This window comes from Streptomyces sp. NBC_00873 (assembly GCF_045207415.1).
GTDB lineage: Bacteria > Actinomycetota > Actinomycetes > Streptomycetales > Streptomycetaceae > Streptomyces.
The window spans coordinates 6,438,107-6,455,951 of record NZ_CP108803.1; the positions used below are offsets into that span (position 1 = coordinate 6,438,107).

At 72.0% G+C, this 17,845-nt stretch carries 13 protein-coding genes, 1 pseudogene and 1 riboswitch; of the genes and pseudogenes, 4 read left to right on the forward strand and 10 right to left on the reverse strand.

The genetic code is table 11. The features are described from left to right. Window positions 1–31 precede the first annotated feature (31 nt). Window positions 32–1,279, reverse strand: a complete 1,248-nt coding sequence (locus tag OH809_RS29725) for an ROK family transcriptional regulator (RefSeq protein ID WP_406419066.1) — start codon at window positions 1,277–1,279, stop codon at window positions 32–34. 331 nt (window positions 1,280–1,610) lie between these two features. Here OH809_RS29725 and OH809_RS29730 point away from each other — a divergent pair, with 331 nt between their 5' ends. Further along, window positions 1,611–4,214 carry an alpha-N-acetylglucosaminidase TIM-barrel domain-containing protein gene (locus tag OH809_RS29730; protein ID WP_406515875.1) on the forward strand — a complete coding sequence of 868 codons (2,604 nt, stop codon included), beginning with the start codon at window positions 1,611–1,613 and terminating at the stop codon, window positions 4,212–4,214. A 130-nt stretch (window positions 4,215–4,344) separates the two neighbouring features. Here OH809_RS29730 and OH809_RS29735 read toward each other — a convergent pair whose 3' ends face one another. Together OH809_RS29735 and OH809_RS29740 are read right to left on the reverse strand one after the other, a co-directional pair. Further along, on the reverse strand, window positions 4,345–5,313 hold the full coding sequence (locus OH809_RS29735) for an AEC family transporter (protein ID WP_406419062.1): 969 nt from the start codon (window positions 5,311–5,313) through the stop codon (window positions 4,345–4,347). A 125-nt stretch (window positions 5,314–5,438) separates the two neighbouring features. Then, the gene (locus tag OH809_RS29740) at window positions 5,439–6,689 is read right to left on the reverse strand and encodes a cytochrome P450 (RefSeq protein ID WP_406419060.1); all 1,251 of its coding nucleotides are present in this window, start codon (window positions 6,687–6,689) and stop codon (window positions 5,439–5,441) included. A gap of 293 nt (window positions 6,690–6,982) precedes the next feature. Between OH809_RS29740 and OH809_RS29745 the strand changes: the two genes are divergently transcribed. After that, complete coding sequence (locus OH809_RS29745) at window positions 6,983–8,161, forward strand: steroid 3-ketoacyl-CoA thiolase (protein WP_406419058.1); 1,179 nt, start codon at window positions 6,983–6,985, stop codon at window positions 8,159–8,161. Window positions 8,162–8,514: 353 nt separating this feature from the next. Here OH809_RS29745 and OH809_RS29750 read toward each other — a convergent pair whose 3' ends face one another. The 6 genes from OH809_RS29750 to OH809_RS29775 all read right to left on the reverse strand — a co-directional run bounded on the left by OH809_RS29750 (window position 8,515) and on the right by OH809_RS29775 (window position 15,521). Further along, complete coding sequence (locus OH809_RS29750; protein WP_406419056.1) at window positions 8,515–9,387, reverse strand: ECF transporter S component; 873 nt, start codon at window positions 9,385–9,387, stop codon at window positions 8,515–8,517. Next, window positions 9,384–11,093: an ABC transporter ATP-binding protein gene (locus tag OH809_RS29755; RefSeq protein ID WP_406515876.1), complete on the reverse strand. Its 1,710-nt coding sequence runs from the start codon at window positions 11,091–11,093 to the stop codon at window positions 9,384–9,386. The genes OH809_RS29750 and OH809_RS29755 overlap by 4 nt, the downstream gene beginning before the upstream one ends. Next, window positions 11,093–12,262 (reverse strand): energy-coupling factor transporter transmembrane component T, encoded by a 1,170-nt coding sequence (locus OH809_RS29760; protein WP_406515877.1) that lies wholly within the window; start codon window positions 12,260–12,262, stop codon window positions 11,093–11,095. Before OH809_RS29760 ends, OH809_RS29755 begins: the two co-directional genes overlap by 1 nt. Then, window positions 12,259–12,900: an SCO2322 family protein gene (locus OH809_RS29765; RefSeq protein ID WP_406515878.1), complete on the reverse strand. Its 642-nt coding sequence runs from the start codon at window positions 12,898–12,900 to the stop codon at window positions 12,259–12,261. Before OH809_RS29765 ends, OH809_RS29760 begins: the two co-directional genes overlap by 4 nt. A gap of 41 nt (window positions 12,901–12,941) precedes the next feature. Then, a complete protein-coding gene (locus OH809_RS29770) occupies window positions 12,942–14,210 on the reverse strand; it encodes a prenyltransferase/squalene oxidase repeat-containing protein (protein ID WP_406515879.1) in 1,269 nt (422 codons plus the stop codon). Between the two features lie 107 nt (window positions 14,211–14,317). Next, a riboswitch (cobalamin riboswitch) is annotated at window positions 14,318–14,452 on the reverse strand. Window positions 14,453–14,483: 31 nt separating this feature from the next. After that, window positions 14,484–15,521 (reverse strand): MBL fold metallo-hydrolase, encoded by a 1,038-nt coding sequence (locus OH809_RS29775; RefSeq protein ID WP_406419046.1) that lies wholly within the window; start codon window positions 15,519–15,521, stop codon window positions 14,484–14,486. A gap of 346 nt (window positions 15,522–15,867) precedes the next feature. On the opposite strand from OH809_RS29775, the gene OH809_RS29780 reads away from it, so the two are divergent. Next, on the forward strand, window positions 15,868–17,349 hold the full coding sequence (locus tag OH809_RS29780) for an aldehyde dehydrogenase (protein ID WP_406419045.1): 1,482 nt from the start codon (window positions 15,868–15,870) through the stop codon (window positions 17,347–17,349). After that, window positions 17,349–17,582 (forward strand): ferredoxin, encoded by a 234-nt coding sequence (locus tag OH809_RS29785; protein ID WP_406419043.1) that lies wholly within the window; start codon window positions 17,349–17,351, stop codon window positions 17,580–17,582. The genes OH809_RS29780 and OH809_RS29785 overlap by 1 nt, the downstream gene beginning before the upstream one ends. Window positions 17,583–17,602: 20 nt before the next feature. Here the strand turns inward: OH809_RS29785 and OH809_RS29790 are convergent. Next, window positions 17,603–17,821, reverse strand: a pseudogene (locus OH809_RS29790) (PHB depolymerase family esterase); the annotation flags it as partial. Between the last annotated feature and the right edge of the window lie 24 nt (window positions 17,822–17,845).

Here is a 17,845-nt window from a genome sequence, read left to right on the forward strand (position 1 = left end):
CCCGGTGGGCGGTTGCCGGCCGAGGCCTTGGTCAGCCGAGGCCCTGGTACGCCGCCGTCACGCGTTCCTCGGCGACGTCGAGGGCACGGCGCACCGCGCCCAGGGCGACCGCCCGCTCGCCCGACACCGAGGCGTCCACGACGACCGGTACCAGGGTGTGCGACCGCAGATGCCTGCGCACGGGGTCAAGGAGGACGTCCCCGGCCCGTGACACCCCGCCGCCGATGACGATCCGGCCGGGATCGAGCACCAGCACCAGTGCGGCCAGTCCTCGGGCGAAGCGGGCGGCCACCCGGTCCACCACGTCGACGGCCGCCGGGTCGCCCGCCCGGGCCGCCGTGAAGAGCGGTGCGATGTCGTGGGCGGCACCGACCGGCACACCCGCCTCCAGGGCCAGCCGGTGAATCGCCTCGGCGCCGACGAGCTGCTCGAACGGTCCCATGCCGTCGGCCGGACGCGGACCCGCAGGGGCGTCCGGTTCGCGCACCAGGTCGATGAAGCCCAGCTCGCCGGCGGCGGCCGAATTGCCCCGGTAGGGCCTGCCGTTGATGACGATGCCGGTGCCGATCCGGCGGCCCCACTGGACGAAGACCAGGCAGTCGGTGCCCGCACGCGCACCTGCGTCGGCGCCCGCATCGGCCGCCGCGCCGCGCCGGCGTTCCGCGAGCACGGCGAGATTCACGTCGTTGTCGATGGTCACCGGGCAGTGCAGCCGGTCGCGCAGCAGCGACACGGCCGGCAGCCCGGCCCAGTCGGGGATGCTGGGGGCCAGCAGCACCTCGCCGCGTTCGCGGTCGACGATGCCAGGGGTGCCCGCACTCACGGCCCACAGGTCCGACAGCGGTACCCCGGCCTCGGCCGCTGCCGCGGTCAGCGCGGTCCGCACCGTGGCGAAGAGCTGGGGCCCGGCCGCACCCCGGTCCACGGTCGCGCGATGGGAGGCCAGCACCTGGCCCGCCAGGTCCGCGATCATCACCAGCACCTTGTGGGGGCCGATGTCGACTCCGGCGACGTACCCCGACTCGGCGCGGAACCTGGCGTACTGGGCCGGCCGGCCGAGCTGCGGGGACCCGGTGGCCGCGGTGAACTCCACCAGGCCGCGGTTCTTCAGCTCGGTCAGCGCCCTCGTCACCGCGGGCCGCGAAAGGCCGGTGAGCGAGGCGAGGTCGGTGACGCGGGCGGTCGGCGCGTCGCCCTCCCGCAGTGCGGCCAGGACCGCGGCGACGTTCATCCGGCGAAGGACATGCGGACCGGTGGCCGCGGCTCTCCCGACTGGCATATGCGTCAACTCCCTTGCCCGACCGCGCTGTCGGCACTGTATCCAGCACGCCGGGAACCCGGACCGTCCGTCCTCTTGACGGCCGCATGGCGCCCAACTCATATTAACGAATGCTCCGTTACTAAGAGGGACCGGCAATTGGGGGGTGGGAGAAGGAGCGGGGCTGGGTACGTGCAGCTGCAAGGCGGAGGATTGAGGCATGGCGGAGCCATGGTGATTGACGACAACGCCGCAGATGTGCGTGCCCAGCCCCGCGACGCCGCCCCCCAATTGCCGGTCCCTCTAAGACCGACCGGCAACTCCCGTATCCCTTCACCGGACGAGGTCACCCTTGAGAAGCCTCAGATCCTGGGCCGTCGCCTGCACGGCCGCCCTCGCTGTCGTCGCCACGGTCCTGACCGCCCCCGTCGCCACCGCGGAATCCGGGCCGGCGTCGGCCTCTCGTGGCACGCCGGCCTTCGCCCCCGAACCGGCCGAGGAGGCGCTGGCCCGCCTGCTGCCGCTCCATGTCTCGCAGTTCGACCTCGTGCCGGTGAACCGTCCCGCCTCCGGCGACTACTTCACCGTCTCCGGCGCCACCGGCAAGGTGCGCATCCAGGGCACCAGCCCCGCCGTGCTGCTCAGCGGCGTCAACTGGTACCTGAAATACACGGCCAAGGTGGACATCGGCTGGCCCGGTGACAGCACGTCGAAGCTGCCGAAGAAGCTTCCCGCGCCCACCGGGACCATCCGCCAGGACGCCTCGGTGCCGCACCGGTTCGCCCTGAACGACACGGACGACGGCTACTCCGGCGCGTACCGCGACTGGGCCTCTTACGAGAAGCAGATCGACGTCCTGGCCCTGCACGGCGTCAACGAGGTCTTCGTGCAGATGGGCGCGGACGCCGTGTACTACGACACCTTCCAGGAGTTCGGGTACACGAAGGAGCAGCTGAAGTCCTGGATACCGGGCCCGGCGCACCAGCCGTGGTGGCTGATGCAGAACATGTCCGGCTTCGGCGGGCCGGTGACGGACCGGCTGCTGGCGCAGCGCGCACAGCTCGGCCGCGAGATCGCCGACCGGCTGCGCAGGCTCGGGATGACCCCCGTCCTGCCCGGCTACTACGGCACGGTCCCGCCCGGGTTCACGGACCGGAACCCCACCGGCCCCGTGGTCCCGCAGGGCGGCTGGGTCGGCTTCGAACGGCCGGACTGGCTGGACCCGCGCAGCGAGATGTACCCCAAGGTCGCCGAAGCGTTCTACCGTCACCAGCGCACGCTGTTCGGCGACTCCACCCTGTACAAGATGGATCTGCTGCACGAGGGTGGCAAGCCCGGCAACGTGCCCATCGGGGACGCCGCCAGAGCCGTCATGAACGCCCTGCAGACCGCGCACCCGGGCGCCACCTGGGTCCTGCTCGGCTGGCAGAGCAACCCCTCCACTCAGCTCATCGACGCGGTCGACCGGAGCAAGCTGTTCATCGTGGACGGCCTGGCAGACCGCTACAACGGCCTCGACCGCGAAGCCGCCTGGCACGGAACCCCCTACGCCTTCGGCACCATCCCCAATTTCGGCGGGCACACCACCATGGGCGCCAACACCGCCGTCTGGACCGCGCGGTTCCACGAGTGGCGCACCAAGCCGAACAGCGCGCTCCGGGGGATCGCCTACCTCCCGGAAGGGACCGGCGGCAACCCTGTTGCCTATGAACTGTTCACCGAACTCGCCTGGCACGCGGGCCCGGTGGACCGGACGGCCTGGTTCGCCGACTACGCGGAGCGTCGCTACGGCGGCGCCGACCCGCACGCCGCCAAGGCCTGGGAACTGCTGCGTACCGGCCCCTACAGCACTCCGTCCGGCAGCTGGAGCGAGTCCCAGGACAGTCTCTTCACTGCACGCCCCTCACTGACCGCCGGTACCGCGGCCAGCTGGAGCCCTTCGTCCATGCGGTATGACGCGTCGACGGTGCAGCGGGCGCTCACGGAGCTCCTGCAGGTCGCCCCGGAGCTGCGGAAGTCCGATGCGTACCGCTTCGATGTGGTGGATGTGGGCCGGCAGGCCCTGGCCAACCGCAGCCGTACGCTGCTGCCGCAGATCAGGGCGGCGTACGAGGGGAAGAACCTCACGCTGTACCGGCAGCGGGCCACCGAGTGGAAGCAGGACCTTGCTCTGTTGGACCGGCTGCTGGCCTCCGACAGCCGGTTCATGCTGGGGCCCTGGCTGCAGGACGCCAGGTCCTGGGGGCGTACGGACGCGGAGCGGGCCGCCGCGGAATTCGACGCCCGCTCCATCCTCACCACCTGGGGCGACCGGTCCGGCAGCGAATCCGGCGGGCTGCGCGACTACGCGAACCGCGAATGGTCGGGACTGGTCTCCGACTTCTACGCCGAGCGCTGGGCGGTGTACCTCGACTCCCTGGACGCGGCCCTGGTCTCAGGGCAGCCGCCGGCCGCGATCGACTGGTTCGCGCGGGACAACGCCTGGAACCTGGAGCGCACGAGCTACCCGGTGCGGCCCGAGGGCGACCCTGTGCAGCTGGCCGACATCGTACGCACAGCCCTTCCGGCACCCGTCGTGCCGGGCCCGATCACCGGCATCGGCGGCAGGTGCGTCGCTCCCGAAGGCGGTTCCTCGGCCGACGGAACCGCCCTGCAGCTCTCCGCCTGCGACGGCAGCCCCGGCCAGACCTGGACCGTGCCGGGCGACGGCACGCTGGTCGCGTACGGCAAGTGCATGGACGTCCGCAACGGCTCGACGGCCGACGGCACCGCCGTCCAGCTCTACCAGTGCAACGGCACCCCGGCCCAGTCCTGGACCCCGCTGTCCGACGGCACCCTGCGCAGCGTCAAGTCGGCGCTGTGCCTGCACGCCGAGGGCGGCGCCACGGACGGCGCGCATCTGCTGATCCGGACCTGTGGAACAGCCGCCGAACAGCAGTGGAAGCTCCCCGGGTAGCCGGAGCCCGGACAGCCTCTGAGGGCCGAAGGGGTGCCGGGACGAACCGCATCGTCCCGGCACCCCTTCGGCGTGGATCGCCGCGTCTTCCAGCATCCCCCTGTCCGGGGCGGCCCGCCACTCGAACGGCTCAGGGGTGGGACGGTGCCAGCGCCCAGGCGGCCAGCGACAGCGTGGCCATGGACACGACCGTGGATGCCACCACGGAGTTGCGGGCGAGGCTGGTGTCCAGGCCGTACTGGCGGGCGTAGATGAAGGCGTTCTGGGCCGTCGGGAGCGCGGAGCAGAGGACCACGGCGAGCAGCTGGTGGTCCGGCAGGTGCAGCAGCGGGCCGCCGACCAGGAAGGCGATCAGGGGCTGGACCAGCGTCTTCAGCACGACCGCCAGGCCCCATTCCCGCCGCCCTGCGGGCACCGTCGTCGCTGTCGTTGCCGGATCCGGGCGGCTGTGCAGGGACAGGCCGAGGGTGATCAGGGCGGTGGGCACGGCGGCCGCGCCGAGCAGATCACAGGAGTGTTCGAGGGCGTGCGGCAGCCGCAGCCCGAGCGCGGAGACGACGACGCCGAGCATCGAGGCCATGATGATCGGATTACGTACGGGCATGGTCACCATCCGCCGCAGTGCGACGCCCTTTCCGGAGCCCGCCCCCGTACCCGTGTCCAGCAGCGTCAGGATCACGGGGGAGACCAGCAGCACCTGGAAGAGGATGATCTGGGCGACGAACGACGCGTCACCGAGCACCTGGACCGCCACCGGGATACCAAGATTGGCGGAGTTGACGTAGCCGGACGCCATGCTGCTGATCGCCTGGTCGGCCGTCTTGCGGCCGAAGAAGCGCCGGGCGAGCACGAAGCCGAGGGCGGACACGAGCGCCGTGCCCGTCCCGAACGCCACCATCGAGGAGTTGGCGAAGGCGTCCAGTCGCGCACCGGAGACCATCGTGAACAGCGCCGCGGGCATGGCCACATGGAAGACGAACCGGCCGAGCACGGCTTCCGCCTGCTCGCCGAGCAGACCGCTGCGGCCGACCGCGTAGCCGATCGCGGTGAGTATCCAGATCGGAGCGAAGGCGGAGAGCAGGGCATGCATGGACGCCATGATCCTCGGACAGCTGTCCACCGCCTGTCCCGGGGTGCGGAGGGCAGGAGGGGACGGGGCGCGGACGGGCGGCAGGGGCCGGGCGTGGGAGGGACGGCCCCGCCGTCCGGGAATCCGCGAGCCGGTCAGCCGGCGGCGGTACGGACCTGGAGCTGCTTGATTCCGTTCAGCCAGGCGGAGCGCAGCCGCCGCGGGTCCTCGACCAGCCGCAGATCGGGCAGCACGTCCGCGATCGCGTTGAAGATCAGGTCGATCTCCATGACGGCGAGGGACTTGCCGAGACAGAAGTGCGGTCCGCCGCCGCCGAATCCGAGATGGGGGTTGGGGTCCCGGGAGATGTCGAAGAGTTCCGGGCTCTCGAAGACCTCGGGGTCGTTGTTGGCGGAGGAGTAGAAAAGCCCGACCCGTTCGCCCTTCTTGATCTGCTGCCCGCCCAGTTCGAGGTCCTGGGTGGCGGTCCGCTGGAAGGAGACCACGGGGGTGGCCCAGCGCACGATCTCCTCGGCGGCGGTCTCCGGGCGCTCACGCTTGTAGAGCTCCCACTCCTCGGGGTGGGTGAGGAAAGCGTGCATGCCGTGGCTGATGGCGTTTCGGGTGGTCTCGTTGCCGGCGACGGCGAGGAGGATCACGAAGAAACCGAACTCGTCCGAGGAGAGGTTGCCTTCGCCCTCCGCGGCGACCAGCTGGGAGACGATGTCCTTGGCGGGGCACTCCTTGCGTGCCGCTGCCAGGTTCATGGCGTACGAGACGATCTCCATGGCCGCCTCGGTGCCGACCTCTTCGGTGATCGCGTACTCGGGATCGTCGTACGCCGCCATCTTGTTGGACCAGTCGAAGATCTTGGACCGGTCCTCCTGCGGTACGCCGATGAGCTCGGCGATGGCCTGGAGCGGCAGTTCGACGGCGATATGGGTGACGAAGTCGAACGAGCCGTCGTCGTCGGCGGAGGCGAGGGCCGTCTGGACGATCGACCGGGCGCGGCTGCGCAACGCCTGTTCCAGGGAACGGATGGCGCGGGGGGTGAAGCCGCGCTGGACGATCTGGCGGACCCGGGTGTGCTCGGGCGGGTCCATGTTCAGCATGATCAGCTTCTGGACGTCGATCTGATCGCGGCTGATCGTCTCGTTGAAGCGGATGACCGCGGTGTTGGTGTGGGAAGAGAACAGTTCAGGGTGTGTGGAGACGTACTTGACGTCCGCATGCCGGGTAACCACCCAGTAGCCCTCGTCGTCGAAACCGGAGACACCGGCCGGCTGGGTGCACCACCAGACCGGGGCGGTCTCTCTCATCCGGGCGAACTCCGGGTGCGGGATGCGGGCTTGGAGCAGGTCGGGATCGGTGAAGTCGAACCCTTGGGGCAGATGGGGGCAGGGCATCGGCAACTCCAGGTCGGTCCGAGGGGCGCCCGAACATTGCCTGACGACCCATCAGAAGGTGCCCGCAAGGTAGTAACGAGTTCTACAACTGGCAAGAGCTGTGGCCTGATCTGTTGCGTGAGGGGGGCGCGTGCGGGCTTCGAGGTGCGCCCATTGTGCGTGCAAGGTGCGTGCACGGCTCTTGCGTACCGGGGGTAAGCCTCATAAGACTGCTTGCAGAACTAGAACGCGTACTAGTTCCTTCCGTGGGCGCCGGGACGCCCCCTGCGGAAGCGCGAGGAGAGGACGAGCTCATGGCCGCGGAACCTGTCATCGTCGAAGCCGTACGCACCCCCATCGGCAAGCGCGGAGGCGCGCTCGCCAATCTGCATCCCGCCTATCTGCTGGGCGAGACCTACCGTGAACTTCTCGGACGCACCGGCATTCATGCCGACTGCGTGGAACAGATCGTCGGCGGTACGGTCACCCACGCCGGCGAACAGTCCATGAACCCGGCGCGCAACGCCTGGCTCACCGTGGGACTTCCGTACGAGACCGCCGCCACCACCGTGGACTGCCAGTGCGGCTCCTCGCAGCAGGCCTCCCACATGGTCGCCAACATGGTCGCGGCCGGAGTCATCGACATCGGCATCAGCTGCGGTGTCGAGGCGATGTCGCGCGTGCCGCTGGGCAGCGGCTCCAAGCACGGCCCGGGGAAGCCCTGGCCGGACGAGTGGAACGTCGACCTGCCCAACCAGTTCGAGGCCGCCGAGCGCATCGCCCGCAAGCGGGGCCTCACGCGGGAGAACGTGGACTCGCTCGGGCTGATCTCGCAGGAGCGGGCGGCCGTGGCCTGGGCCGAAGAGCGGTTCAAACGGGAGACGTACGCGGTCCAGGTGCCGACCACCGAGGAGGAACAGGCGGCGGGTCAGGGCATGTGGCGCCTCGTCGACCGCGACGAAGGGCTGCGGGACACCACCATGGAGGGGCTCGCCCGGCTCAAGCCGGTCATGCCCACCGCGATCCACACCGCGGGCAACGCCTCGCAGATCTCCGACGGCGCCTGCGCGATCATGTGGGCGTCCAAGCGGATGGCGCGGGCGCTGGGGCTCAAGCCGCGCGCTCGGATCGTCGCCCAGGCGCTGGTCGGTTCCGACCCGCACTTCCATCTCGACGGGCCGATCGACGCGACCCGCGCGGTGCTGGGCAAGTCCGGGATGTCTCTGGGGGACATCGACCTCGTCGAGATCAACGAGGCGTTCGCGTCGGTGGTGCTGAGCTGGGCCCAGGTCTTCGAGCGGGACCTCGACGGGCTCGCGAAGGTCAACGTCAACGGCGGCGCCATCGCCCTCGGCCACCCGGTGGGCGCCACCGGGGCCCGGCTCATCACCACGGCACTGCATGAACTGGAACGCCGCGACAAGGAGTTCGCGCTCATCACCATGTGTGCGGGCGGGGCGCTGGCCACCGGCACGATCATCCAGCGGCTGTGAGGATTTCCCCCGGCCGGGGAGTGGTGGTAGGTGCACCCCGGCCGGGGGGCCGCCGCTGTCGGCGCCGCTCGCGGTTGCGTAGCGTCACGGCCATGGACGGTCTCGGGCGCGCAGCGGGACGGCGTCACCGCTGATCGGGCCGGGCCGGACCCCTGGAGGTGACGGAGGGCCGGCCGCGGCCGGACACCGTGAACCGAGCCCTCGTACCGGCCCCGGGCACGAGGAAGACCCCGACCGGAACCCGGTCGGGGTCTTCCCGCACTGCGGCCGGTGGACGGCTCGGTACTCGGTACCAGCCGTAGTTCTGCCGGAACGCCCAGGCGCCGCACGCGCTGCCGTAGCGCGACTTCATGTCACGTCTTGGGAACTTCGAACGTGACCTGGGCCTCGAAGGCCGCACGCCGCGTGGCCCGGCGCAGCGCCTTCAGCAACGTCCCGCCGACGACGAGGGTCAGCGCCACGGTCAGCACGGCCCGTCCCAGGTCCCAGCCCAGCGAAGTGGCCAGGCAGTACGCGAGGAAGCGGACCAGGTTCTCGGGCAGCGGGTCACCGGGATGGAAGGAGATGCCCGAGCCGAGGCCCGGCACGATCGTCCAGCCGTACAGGTTCATCACCGTGCCGTACGCGAACGCCGCCACACCCCCGTAGGCCGCGAGCATCAGCAGCTCGGCCCGCCCGCGCAGCCGGTCCGGGCCCGGCAGCAGCCCGGCGCCCATGGTGAACCAGCCCATCGACAGCATCTGGAACGGCATCCACGGGCCCACCCCGCCGGTGAGCAGCGCGGACGCGAACATCGTCACCGAGCCGAGTACGAACCCGAAGCCCGGGCCGAGCACCCGGCCGCTGAGCACCATCAGGAAGAACATCGGCTCCAGGCCCGCCGTCCCCGCGCCGAGCGGTCGCAGCGCGGCGCCGACCGCGGCGAGCACACCCAGCATCGCCACCGCCTTCGCGTCCAGGCCGGAGTCCGCGATCGTCGCGACGACCACCCCGACCAGCAGCGGAAGCAGCGCGGCGAACAGCCAGGGCGCGTCCTGGGAGTGCGCGAGGCCGGAGTCCGCGCCGGCCAGCAGCGGCCAGCCGATGGCGACGACACCGATCGCGCTGATCAGGAGGAGCGCGGCGATCGCACGGGGCCCGAGCCGCACCGCCCGCGCCTGCCGGTCGGCCGTGCGCCGGTCCCTCGGTGTTTCGGCCGCTCGTACGGCCCGTTCCCGGGGCGTCATGCGCCCGCCTCCAGCGCCGCGCGTACCTGCGGCACGGTCAGCCACTCCTGCGGGGCGAGGATCTTCGCGGTCTGTGGTGCGAACGCCGGGGACGAGACCACGACCTGCCGGGTCGGCCCGTCCGCGACGATCTCCCCGTCGGCGAGGATCACCACCCGGTGGGCCAGCTCGGCGGCGAGTTCCACATCGTGGGTGGCCAGGACGATCGCATGGCCCTCGGCCGCCAGACCGCGCAGCACGCGTATCAGGCGGGCCTTCGCCGCGTAGTCCAGGCCACGCGTCGGCTCGTCGAGCAGCAGCAGCGGGGGGCGCGCGGTCAGCACGATCGCCAGTGCCAGGGCGAGGCGCTGCCCCTCGGAGAGGTCGCGCGGATGGGTGTCGTCCGGTACGTCCGGCAGTAGCTCGGAGACCAGGGCCCGGCAGCTGCCCGCCGTGGCTCCCGCGTCCGTGTCGGCCGCCGCGCACTCGGCGGCGACCGTGTCCGCGCAGAGCAGATCGCGCGGTTCCTGCGGTACGAGCCCGACCCGGCGCACCAGGTCGCGCGGCGGCGTACGGTGCGGGGCCCGGCCGCCCACGTGGACGGTGCCGGCCGTGGGCTCGACCGTGCCGACGAGGGTGGCGAGCAGCGTGGACTTGCCGGCGCCGTTGCGGCCCATCAGGGCGACGGTCTCGCCGGGCGTGACGGAGAGCGTCACCCGGCGCAGCGCCTCGACGCGACCGCGCCGCACCCCCAGACCCTCGGCCCGGACGGTCGCTTCCCCCACGGGACCCGGAGCGGGCTCCGGCTCGGGTGCGCGACGGCGTCCGAACAGCCCACGCCGTACCGGGGCGGCGGGCAGCGGTGCCGGGGCGGCAGGCGTCGCCGACGGGACGGCCGACGGCGGCTCGGCCGACGCCAGCCGTTCCCGCAGCCCGGTCGCCCGGCGTCGCGCATCGCGCACGGAGAGCGGCAGCGGTTCCCAGTCCGCCAGCCGTCCCAGCGCGACCACCGGCGGGTGGACCGGGGACACGGCCATGACGTCGGCGGGCGCACCCATCACCGGCGCCGCGCCCGGCGACGGCAGCAGGACGACCTGGTCCGCGTACTGGACCACGCGTTCCAGCCGGTGCTCCGCCATCAGGACCGTCGTGCCCAGGTCGTGCACCAGCCGCTGGAGCACCGCGAGGACCTCCTCGGCCGCCGCCGGGTCCAGGGCGGACGTCGGCTCGTCCAGGACCAGCACCTTGGGGTGCGGGGTCAGCACCGAGCCGATCGCGACCCGCTGCTGCTGGCCGCCGGAGAGCGTGGCGATCGGCCGGTCGCGCAGTCCCGCGAGGCCCAGCAGGTCGAGGGTCTCCTCGACCCGCCGCCGCATGACATCGGGGGCGATCCCCAGTGACTCCATGCCGTAGGCCAGCTCGTCCTCGACGGTGTCGGTGACGAAATGGGAGAGCGGGTCCTGACCCACCGTGCCGACCAGATCGGCGAGTTCGCGCGGTTTGTGGGTGCGGGTGTCGCGGCCGTCGACCGTGACCCGGCCGCGCAGCGTGCCGCCCGTGAAGTGCGGCACGAGACCGGAAACGGCCCCCAGCAGCGTCGACTTGCCGACCCCCGACGGGCCGACGAGCAGTACCAACTCGCCCTCCGGGACCGTCAGATCGACGCCGGACAGGGTGGGGTGCGCCGTGCCCTCGAACTGCACCGAGACCTGCTCGAACCGGATCATCACTGCTCCTTCTCGGAGTGCGCGACGGGAGCGTCGGCCGGACCACCCACCGGGGGCGGCGCGGGCGCCACCACTGCGGGCAGCAGCCCGATCAGCACCGCGGCGGCGGGCCACAGCGGGAACACCGGCGCGACCAGGGGTACGACCCCGGGGTGCAGCGCCTCCGGGTCGACGCTGCCCGCCAGGATCATCGCCGCCGCGACCACCGCACCCGACCCCGCCACCAACCAGGCCCGCACACCCCACCGGTCGGGCCGGTAGCGGGTACGGACCGAGCGGGCGCCGCCGAGCCGCAGCCCGGCCGCAGCGGCGACGAGCCCGGCGAGCAGCAGCGGCAGCCCGTAGACCGCACCCTGCGAGGCCAGCAGTCCGTACGTACCGGCGCAGACCCCCAGCAGACCGCCGAGGGTGAGGACGTTCGTGGTGTGCCGGACGGCGGGCGGGACCTGCGCTGTACGCCCGTACCCGCGCGCGTCCATCGACGCCGCCACCGCCACCGACCGCTCCAGCGCACCCTCCAGCACCGGTAGTCCGATCTGCAGAACGGCCCTGATGCCCCCGGTCGGTCGGCCCCGCAGCCGGCGTGCGGTGCGCAGGCGCACCACATCGGCGACCATGTTCGGCGCGAACGTCATCGCGACGACGACGGCGACCCCCGCCTCGTACAGCGCACCCGGCAGCGACTTCAGCAGCCGGGCCGGGTTGGCGAGCGAGTTCGCCGCGCCGATGCAGATCAGCAGCGTGGCCAGCTTCGCCCCGTCGTACAGCGCGAAGAGCAGCTGCTCGGCGGTGACCCGGCCGCCGATCCTGACGCCCTGCGCCCAGTCCGGCAGCGGGACTTCGGGAAGGGTGAGCACCAGGTGCGTACCGGGGATCGGCGAGCCGAGGAAGACGGAGAACAGCAGCCGCACGGCGACGACGAACAGCCCGATCTTGATGAACGCCCCGTACGAACGCGCCCACGGCGCGTCCGTCCGGCGCGCCGCCACGACATATCCGGCCACGCCCACCAGCAGCCCGAGCAGCAGCGGATTGCTGGTCCGGGACGCTGCGGTGGCCAGCCCGAGCGCCCACAGCCACCAGGCCCCGGCGGGCAGGGCGTTGCTGCGGGTCGCCGCGGGCGCCCGCAGTGCATGGCTGAGCCGGACCGCGCCGGGGGAGACGGTCATCCGCGCCGGCGGCGGGCCTGCAGGACGGCGGCGATGCCGAGCAACAGGACGGCACCGAGCCCGACGAGCACCCCGGTGGACGGACCGCTGCGCCCGTTCCCGGGGTGGGAGGACGAGGGGGAGGCGGACGCTGTGTGCCCGCTGCCGGAGACCTGCTCGCCGCAGCCCGATGCGGGGTAACCGGAGATCGCGCAGAGCAGGGCGTTACTGCTGTAGCGCAGCGGCTTGGCCACCGAGGCGAGCGCCTCGGCGGTGCTCGCCCCGGTGGCGACCTGCGCACAGGCGGTGCGCAGCGCGGGCGGCGTCTCCCCGGCCGGGGCGTCCGCAGGCGTGCCGGGGTCGATGACGAGCGCGACCCGCTTGGTGCCGTCCTTGGCGGGAGTGTCCGCGCAGACCGTCGCGAAGTCGGGGGCACGGCGCGGCTTCGCAGAGTCCTGGGAGTCCTCGCTCACGGAGAACCGGAAGCCCTGCACCGCCCCGTCGTCGGGCCGGACGAGCGAGGGGCCCTGGGTGGCGTAGGCCCAGCCGGACCCCTTGCCCTCCCAGAACGACCAGTAGCGGTAGCCGGCCGCATGAGCGGTGCCCGCTCCGAGCGCGGTCAGAGCGGCGCCGAGCACCAGCAGCAGCGCGACGGCCACCCTTCCGCCGAACGCGCTCCCCGCACGATTCCCCGCCCGGTTCACGGCTGCTGGGGCTTCCGGCGGCTGCTGATCAGGAAACCGATGCCCGCACCGGCGGCGAGACCGATACCGACCAGCCACCACACCCCGAGACCGGCGTCGTCGCTGGTGCCGTCCTCGGCCGAGAAGTCGTCCGGGGTCGCACTGGGCGTGATGACGGCGGCGGGCGCGGGACCGCTCGCGTTCAGCTCCCGGACCAGGTCGACGCCACCGAAATCGCGGGCGTCGGCGCCGGTCGCGTGCGCGGCCAGGACCAGCTGGGCATAGGCGGCGGGGCCGCTCTCCTCGGCCCAGCTCCTGGAGTTCTTCTGCAGCCAGCCGACCGCACCGGCCGCCTTGTTCTTGTGGCCCGCGGAGGCCAGGGCGACGACCGCGTCCGCGGTGTTGCCGAAGTCGGGCTGCGGGGTGGTGTCGTCGGCGCCCGGCATCGGCGGCAGGTTCAGATGGTCGCCGTTCTTCGCGAGGGCGCCCGCGAGGTAGAAGGCGCCGTTCCGGGCGGCCTGTTCCGGCTTGACGACGTCGCCCTTCCCGCAGGCCGGCGGCTGGCCCTCGACCGCGGCGTTGTCCCCGGCGGCCAGCCCCTTGCCCATCGAGCCGAGCACGGCGGCGGCGGTGGCGTCCGCGTTCGCGGCGAGCTTCCCGGCCTTGTCGGGCTGGTACGCGAACGCGCCGCCGTCCGAGCCGCCGCACGGGATCGCGAGCGCGAGCAGCGCGTCGTACGGGGTTTTGCCGCCCGGATTCGTCATGTCGCCGATCCGCTGGCCCTGCCGGGCCAGCGCGCCGATCACGATCGAGGTGGAGTTGGCGTCGCTGGGGGAGCCCGCGTTGTAGCCCCAGCCGCCGTCCTCGTTCTGGACGGACTTCAGCCAGCGGACGCCGTTGTTGACGATGTCGCCGTGCCCGCCGACCTCCGCCAGCGCCTGCACCGCGGCGGCGGTCGCATTGGTGTCCAGCATGGTCTTGGCGTCGCACGGCTTGGAGACATCGGCGCGGTACGAGGCGTAGGCGCCGCTCGCGCACTGCTGGGCGATCAGCCAGTCCACCGACTTCGTCGCGGGTACGACCCCCTCGACGCGCTGGGCGAGGAAGGCCAGCGACTGCCGCCAGACCCCGTCGTACGTCGGGTCCTTGGTGCCGTACAGCCCGGAGGGCAGCGCAACGGACGGGGTGGGGGAGGGGGACGGCGCCGCGACCGCGGCCGGGGCAGCGGCCGCACAGAGCACGGTGGCGGTGGCGGCGAGCGCTGCTGCGCTGCGGCGTACGGTCATGGCGGGCTGAGCCTCTCCTGGTGCGGAACCGGGCACAGGCACACTCAGGCACCAGGCTCCGGCCCCGTATTCCTCGACGGTGCCGGTCACCGGGGTTCCGGTGACGCGAGCCGGTCACGACCGCGGACAGGGCATTCCGACTCACCGCTGTGTCAGCGGCTCACGGTTGCGTGGTCAGTGCCGGATTCGCACCGGCTTCCCCCTGAACGGGCATGATGACGACTCGCACACTCTACCGGGACGTAGCCCGCTCGCCCCGGGCGGAGGGCTGTCTCACACAGCGACGTACGTCACCGGCCCGCTGCCCGGCACCGCCTCCGCGCGCCCCAGCTTCACCAGCCGGCGCACATGCGCCTCCGCCTCGGAGACGGCGATGTTCCGCGAGCCGTACGGGATCTGTTCCCAGGGCCGGTTCCACTCCATCCGCTCGGCCAGTTGCCACGGCGTCAACGGGGCGGCGAGCAGGGCGAGCAGTCCGGTCAGCCGCTCCTCGTGATGGTCGAGAAGTTCCCGTACGCGCCCCGCCGCGTCCGTGAACGCGTACTGGTGGGCGGGCAGCACCTCGGCGACCCCGAGCCGGCCGATGCGCTCCAGCGAGTCCAGGTAGTCGCCCAGGGGGTCGGTGACCGTCGCGTCGTCCGGGTCCTCGTACAGCCCGATGTGGGGGCTGATCCCGGGCAGCAGATGGTCGCCGGAGAAGAGACGGCCGCGGCCGGGCAGATCGGCCGGGTGGTCCTCCTCCAGGTGCAGGCAGACATGGCCGGGGGTGTGGCCCGGCGTCCAGATCGCCCGGAGCCGCCGGCCGGCGAGGTCGAGCAGCTCGCCGGGGACGATCTCGCGGTCCGGGAGGGCGGCGCGCAGTCCGGGGAGTGTGCGCATCCGGCCGCCCGTGCGGGCGGCGCGCAGTGGGGCGAGGTGCTCCTCCGGTGCGCCGACCGCGGCGAGCTTCGCCGCGAGGTAGCTCAACCAGGTGGCCGGTTCGGAGTCGCGGGTGCGGCGCACGATCGCGGTGTCCGCGGCGTGCATCGCGATCCACGCCCCCGATGCCTCGCGGACCTGTCCGGAGAGTCCGTGGTGGTCGGGATGGTGGTGGGTGATGACCACGCCGTGGATGCCGGCGATGTCCACACCGACGGCGGCGACTCCGGCGACCAGGGTGTCCCAGGCGTCGGGGTCGTCCCAGCCGGTGTCGACGAGGACCGGCCCGCGGTCGGTGTCGAGAACATGCACCAGGGTGTGGCCGAGCGGGTTGTCCGGGATCGGGACCTTGATGGACCACACGCCGCCGCCGTGCTCGGTCACCTGTGTCATGGGGCTTCCCCTCTCCCGTCCCGGCCGGCGGCTGCACTGCGCCACGCCCACTGTAACGAGAACTCGTTCCAGTAGTAGGCCAGGACGACTATCGGCTTCGGATCAACGGGTCAGCGAAGGACCACAGTTCCCCCGGTCGCTGCGGATCGAAGGGAAAGGCGTGGCGCGAGCCCCGCCGCGGAGCGATCGCCAGGGCGGGGCGCCGGTGCCTCTCGGATCTGCCGGTCTCGTGGGGACGTCCGATGCGTGGACTCCTGGAACTGGAACTGGTATCAGTTCTGACGCGGAGTCAGTTATGGAGTCAGGTGCGGAGTCGGTACGTGCCGGGTCGCGGGAGGCAGCAGCCATGACCGAGCTTGTGGAACACGGAAAACTGTTCATCGGCGGGGAGTTGGTCGATCCGCTCGGCCGGGACGTCATCGAGGTGATATCGCCCCACACCGAGCAGGTCATCGGCCGGGTGCCACACGCCTGCGAAGCGGATGTGGACCGGGCCGTCGCCGCCGCCCGCCGGGCCTTCGACGAAGGGCCCTGGCCGCGAGCGTCCCTGGACGAGCGGATCGAGGTGATCACGCGGATCAAGGACGCGTTCGCCGTGCGGTACGAGGAGATCGCCCGCGTCATCAGCTCCGAGAACGGAACCCCGTACAGCTCCAGTGTGATGGTGCAGGCGCTCGCCGCGATGATGGTCTGGGACGCGGCGATCGCCGTCGCCCGCACCTTCCCGTACGAGGAGCGCCGCGACGGCGTCCTCGGGCCGCTGCTGGTGCGCCGGGAGCCGGTCGGGGTGGTCGCGGCCGTCGTGCCGTGGAACGTCCCGCAGTTCACCGCCGCCGCCAAGCTCGCGCCCGCGCTCCTGGCAGGCTGCTCCGCCGTACTCAAGGTCTCGCCCGAATCGCCCCTGGACGCCTACATCCTGGCCGAGATCGCCGCCGGGGCCGGGCTCCCCGAAGGGGTGCTGTCGATCCTTCCGGCGGACCGTGAGGTGAGCGAGTACCTGGTCGGCCATCCGGGCGTCGACAAGGTGTCGTTCACCGGCTCGGTCGCGGCGGGCCGCCGGGTCATGGAGGTCGCCTCCCGGAACCTCACCCGTGTCACCCTGGAGCTCGGCGGCAAGTCCGCCGCTGTCATCCTTCCCGACGCCGATCTGGACACGGCCGTCGCGGGCATCGTCCCGTTCGCCTGGATGATCAATGGCCAGGCGTGCGTCGCCCAGACCCGCATCCTCGTCCCGCGCTCCCGCTACGACGAGACCGCCGAGGCGTTCGCCGCCGCAGCGGGTGCGCTGAAGGTCGGTGACCCGCTCGACCCCGCCACCGAACTCGGCCCCCTGGTCGCGCAGCGCCAGCAGCAGCGCTCCCTCGACTACATCCGGATCGGCCAGGAGGAAGGCGCCAAGATCCTTACGGGCGGCGGCCGTCCGGCGTCCCGGGAACGCGGCTGGTACGTCGAGCCGACCCTCTTCGGATCCGTCGACAATTCCATGCGCATCGCCCGCGAGGAGATCTTCGGACCGGTCATCTGCCTGCTGCCTTACGGCGACGAGGCGGAGGCGGTGAAGATCGCCAACGACTCCGAGTACGGGCTCAGCGGCAGCGTCTGGACCGCCGACACCGAGCGCGGCATCGACATCGCCCGCCGGGTGAGGACGGGCACGTACAGCGTGAACACCTTCAGTCTCGACATGCTCGGGCCGTTCGGCGGCTACAAGAACTCAGGCCTGGGGCGGGAGTTCGGACCCGAGGGGTACGGCGAGTACTTCGAGCACAAGATGATCCATCTGCCCGCCGGGTACCGGCCCGCGCAGCCCGGCCCGCAGGAGGCGTGATGGGGGACCGCTGGCATGTGGAGGTCGACCGGAGCGTCTGCATCGGCTCCGGGATGTGCGTGAACCACGCTCCGGGCGGATTCCGGCTGGACTCCGCCCGTCAGTCCCACCCGGGCGATCCGGAGACCGACGCCAATGAGCGGGTGCTCGCGGCGGCGGAAGGATGTCCCGTCGAAGCGATCACGCTGACGCTGGCCGATTCGGGCGAGGTGGTCTTCCCGCCGGAGGACTGAGGCCTCTGCCCTGCGGCGGGAACACGAGCGCGAGGTGCGGCCCGATGCGGGACCGTCGGGCCGCCGGAGGCGGCGGCCTGGCTGGTGGCGCACTGGGCGGGCAGGCCGGAGGCCACGGAACCGCCCGCGAACACGTCCGGGTAGGCGGCCAGCAGGTCTGCGGTCATCCCGCCGCCCGCCGACAGGCCGGTGACGTACAACCGCCGCCCGTCGGAGCCGTACTGCTGCTTCGCGTGCTCCGCTCCGATGCCGCAGCGTATTCA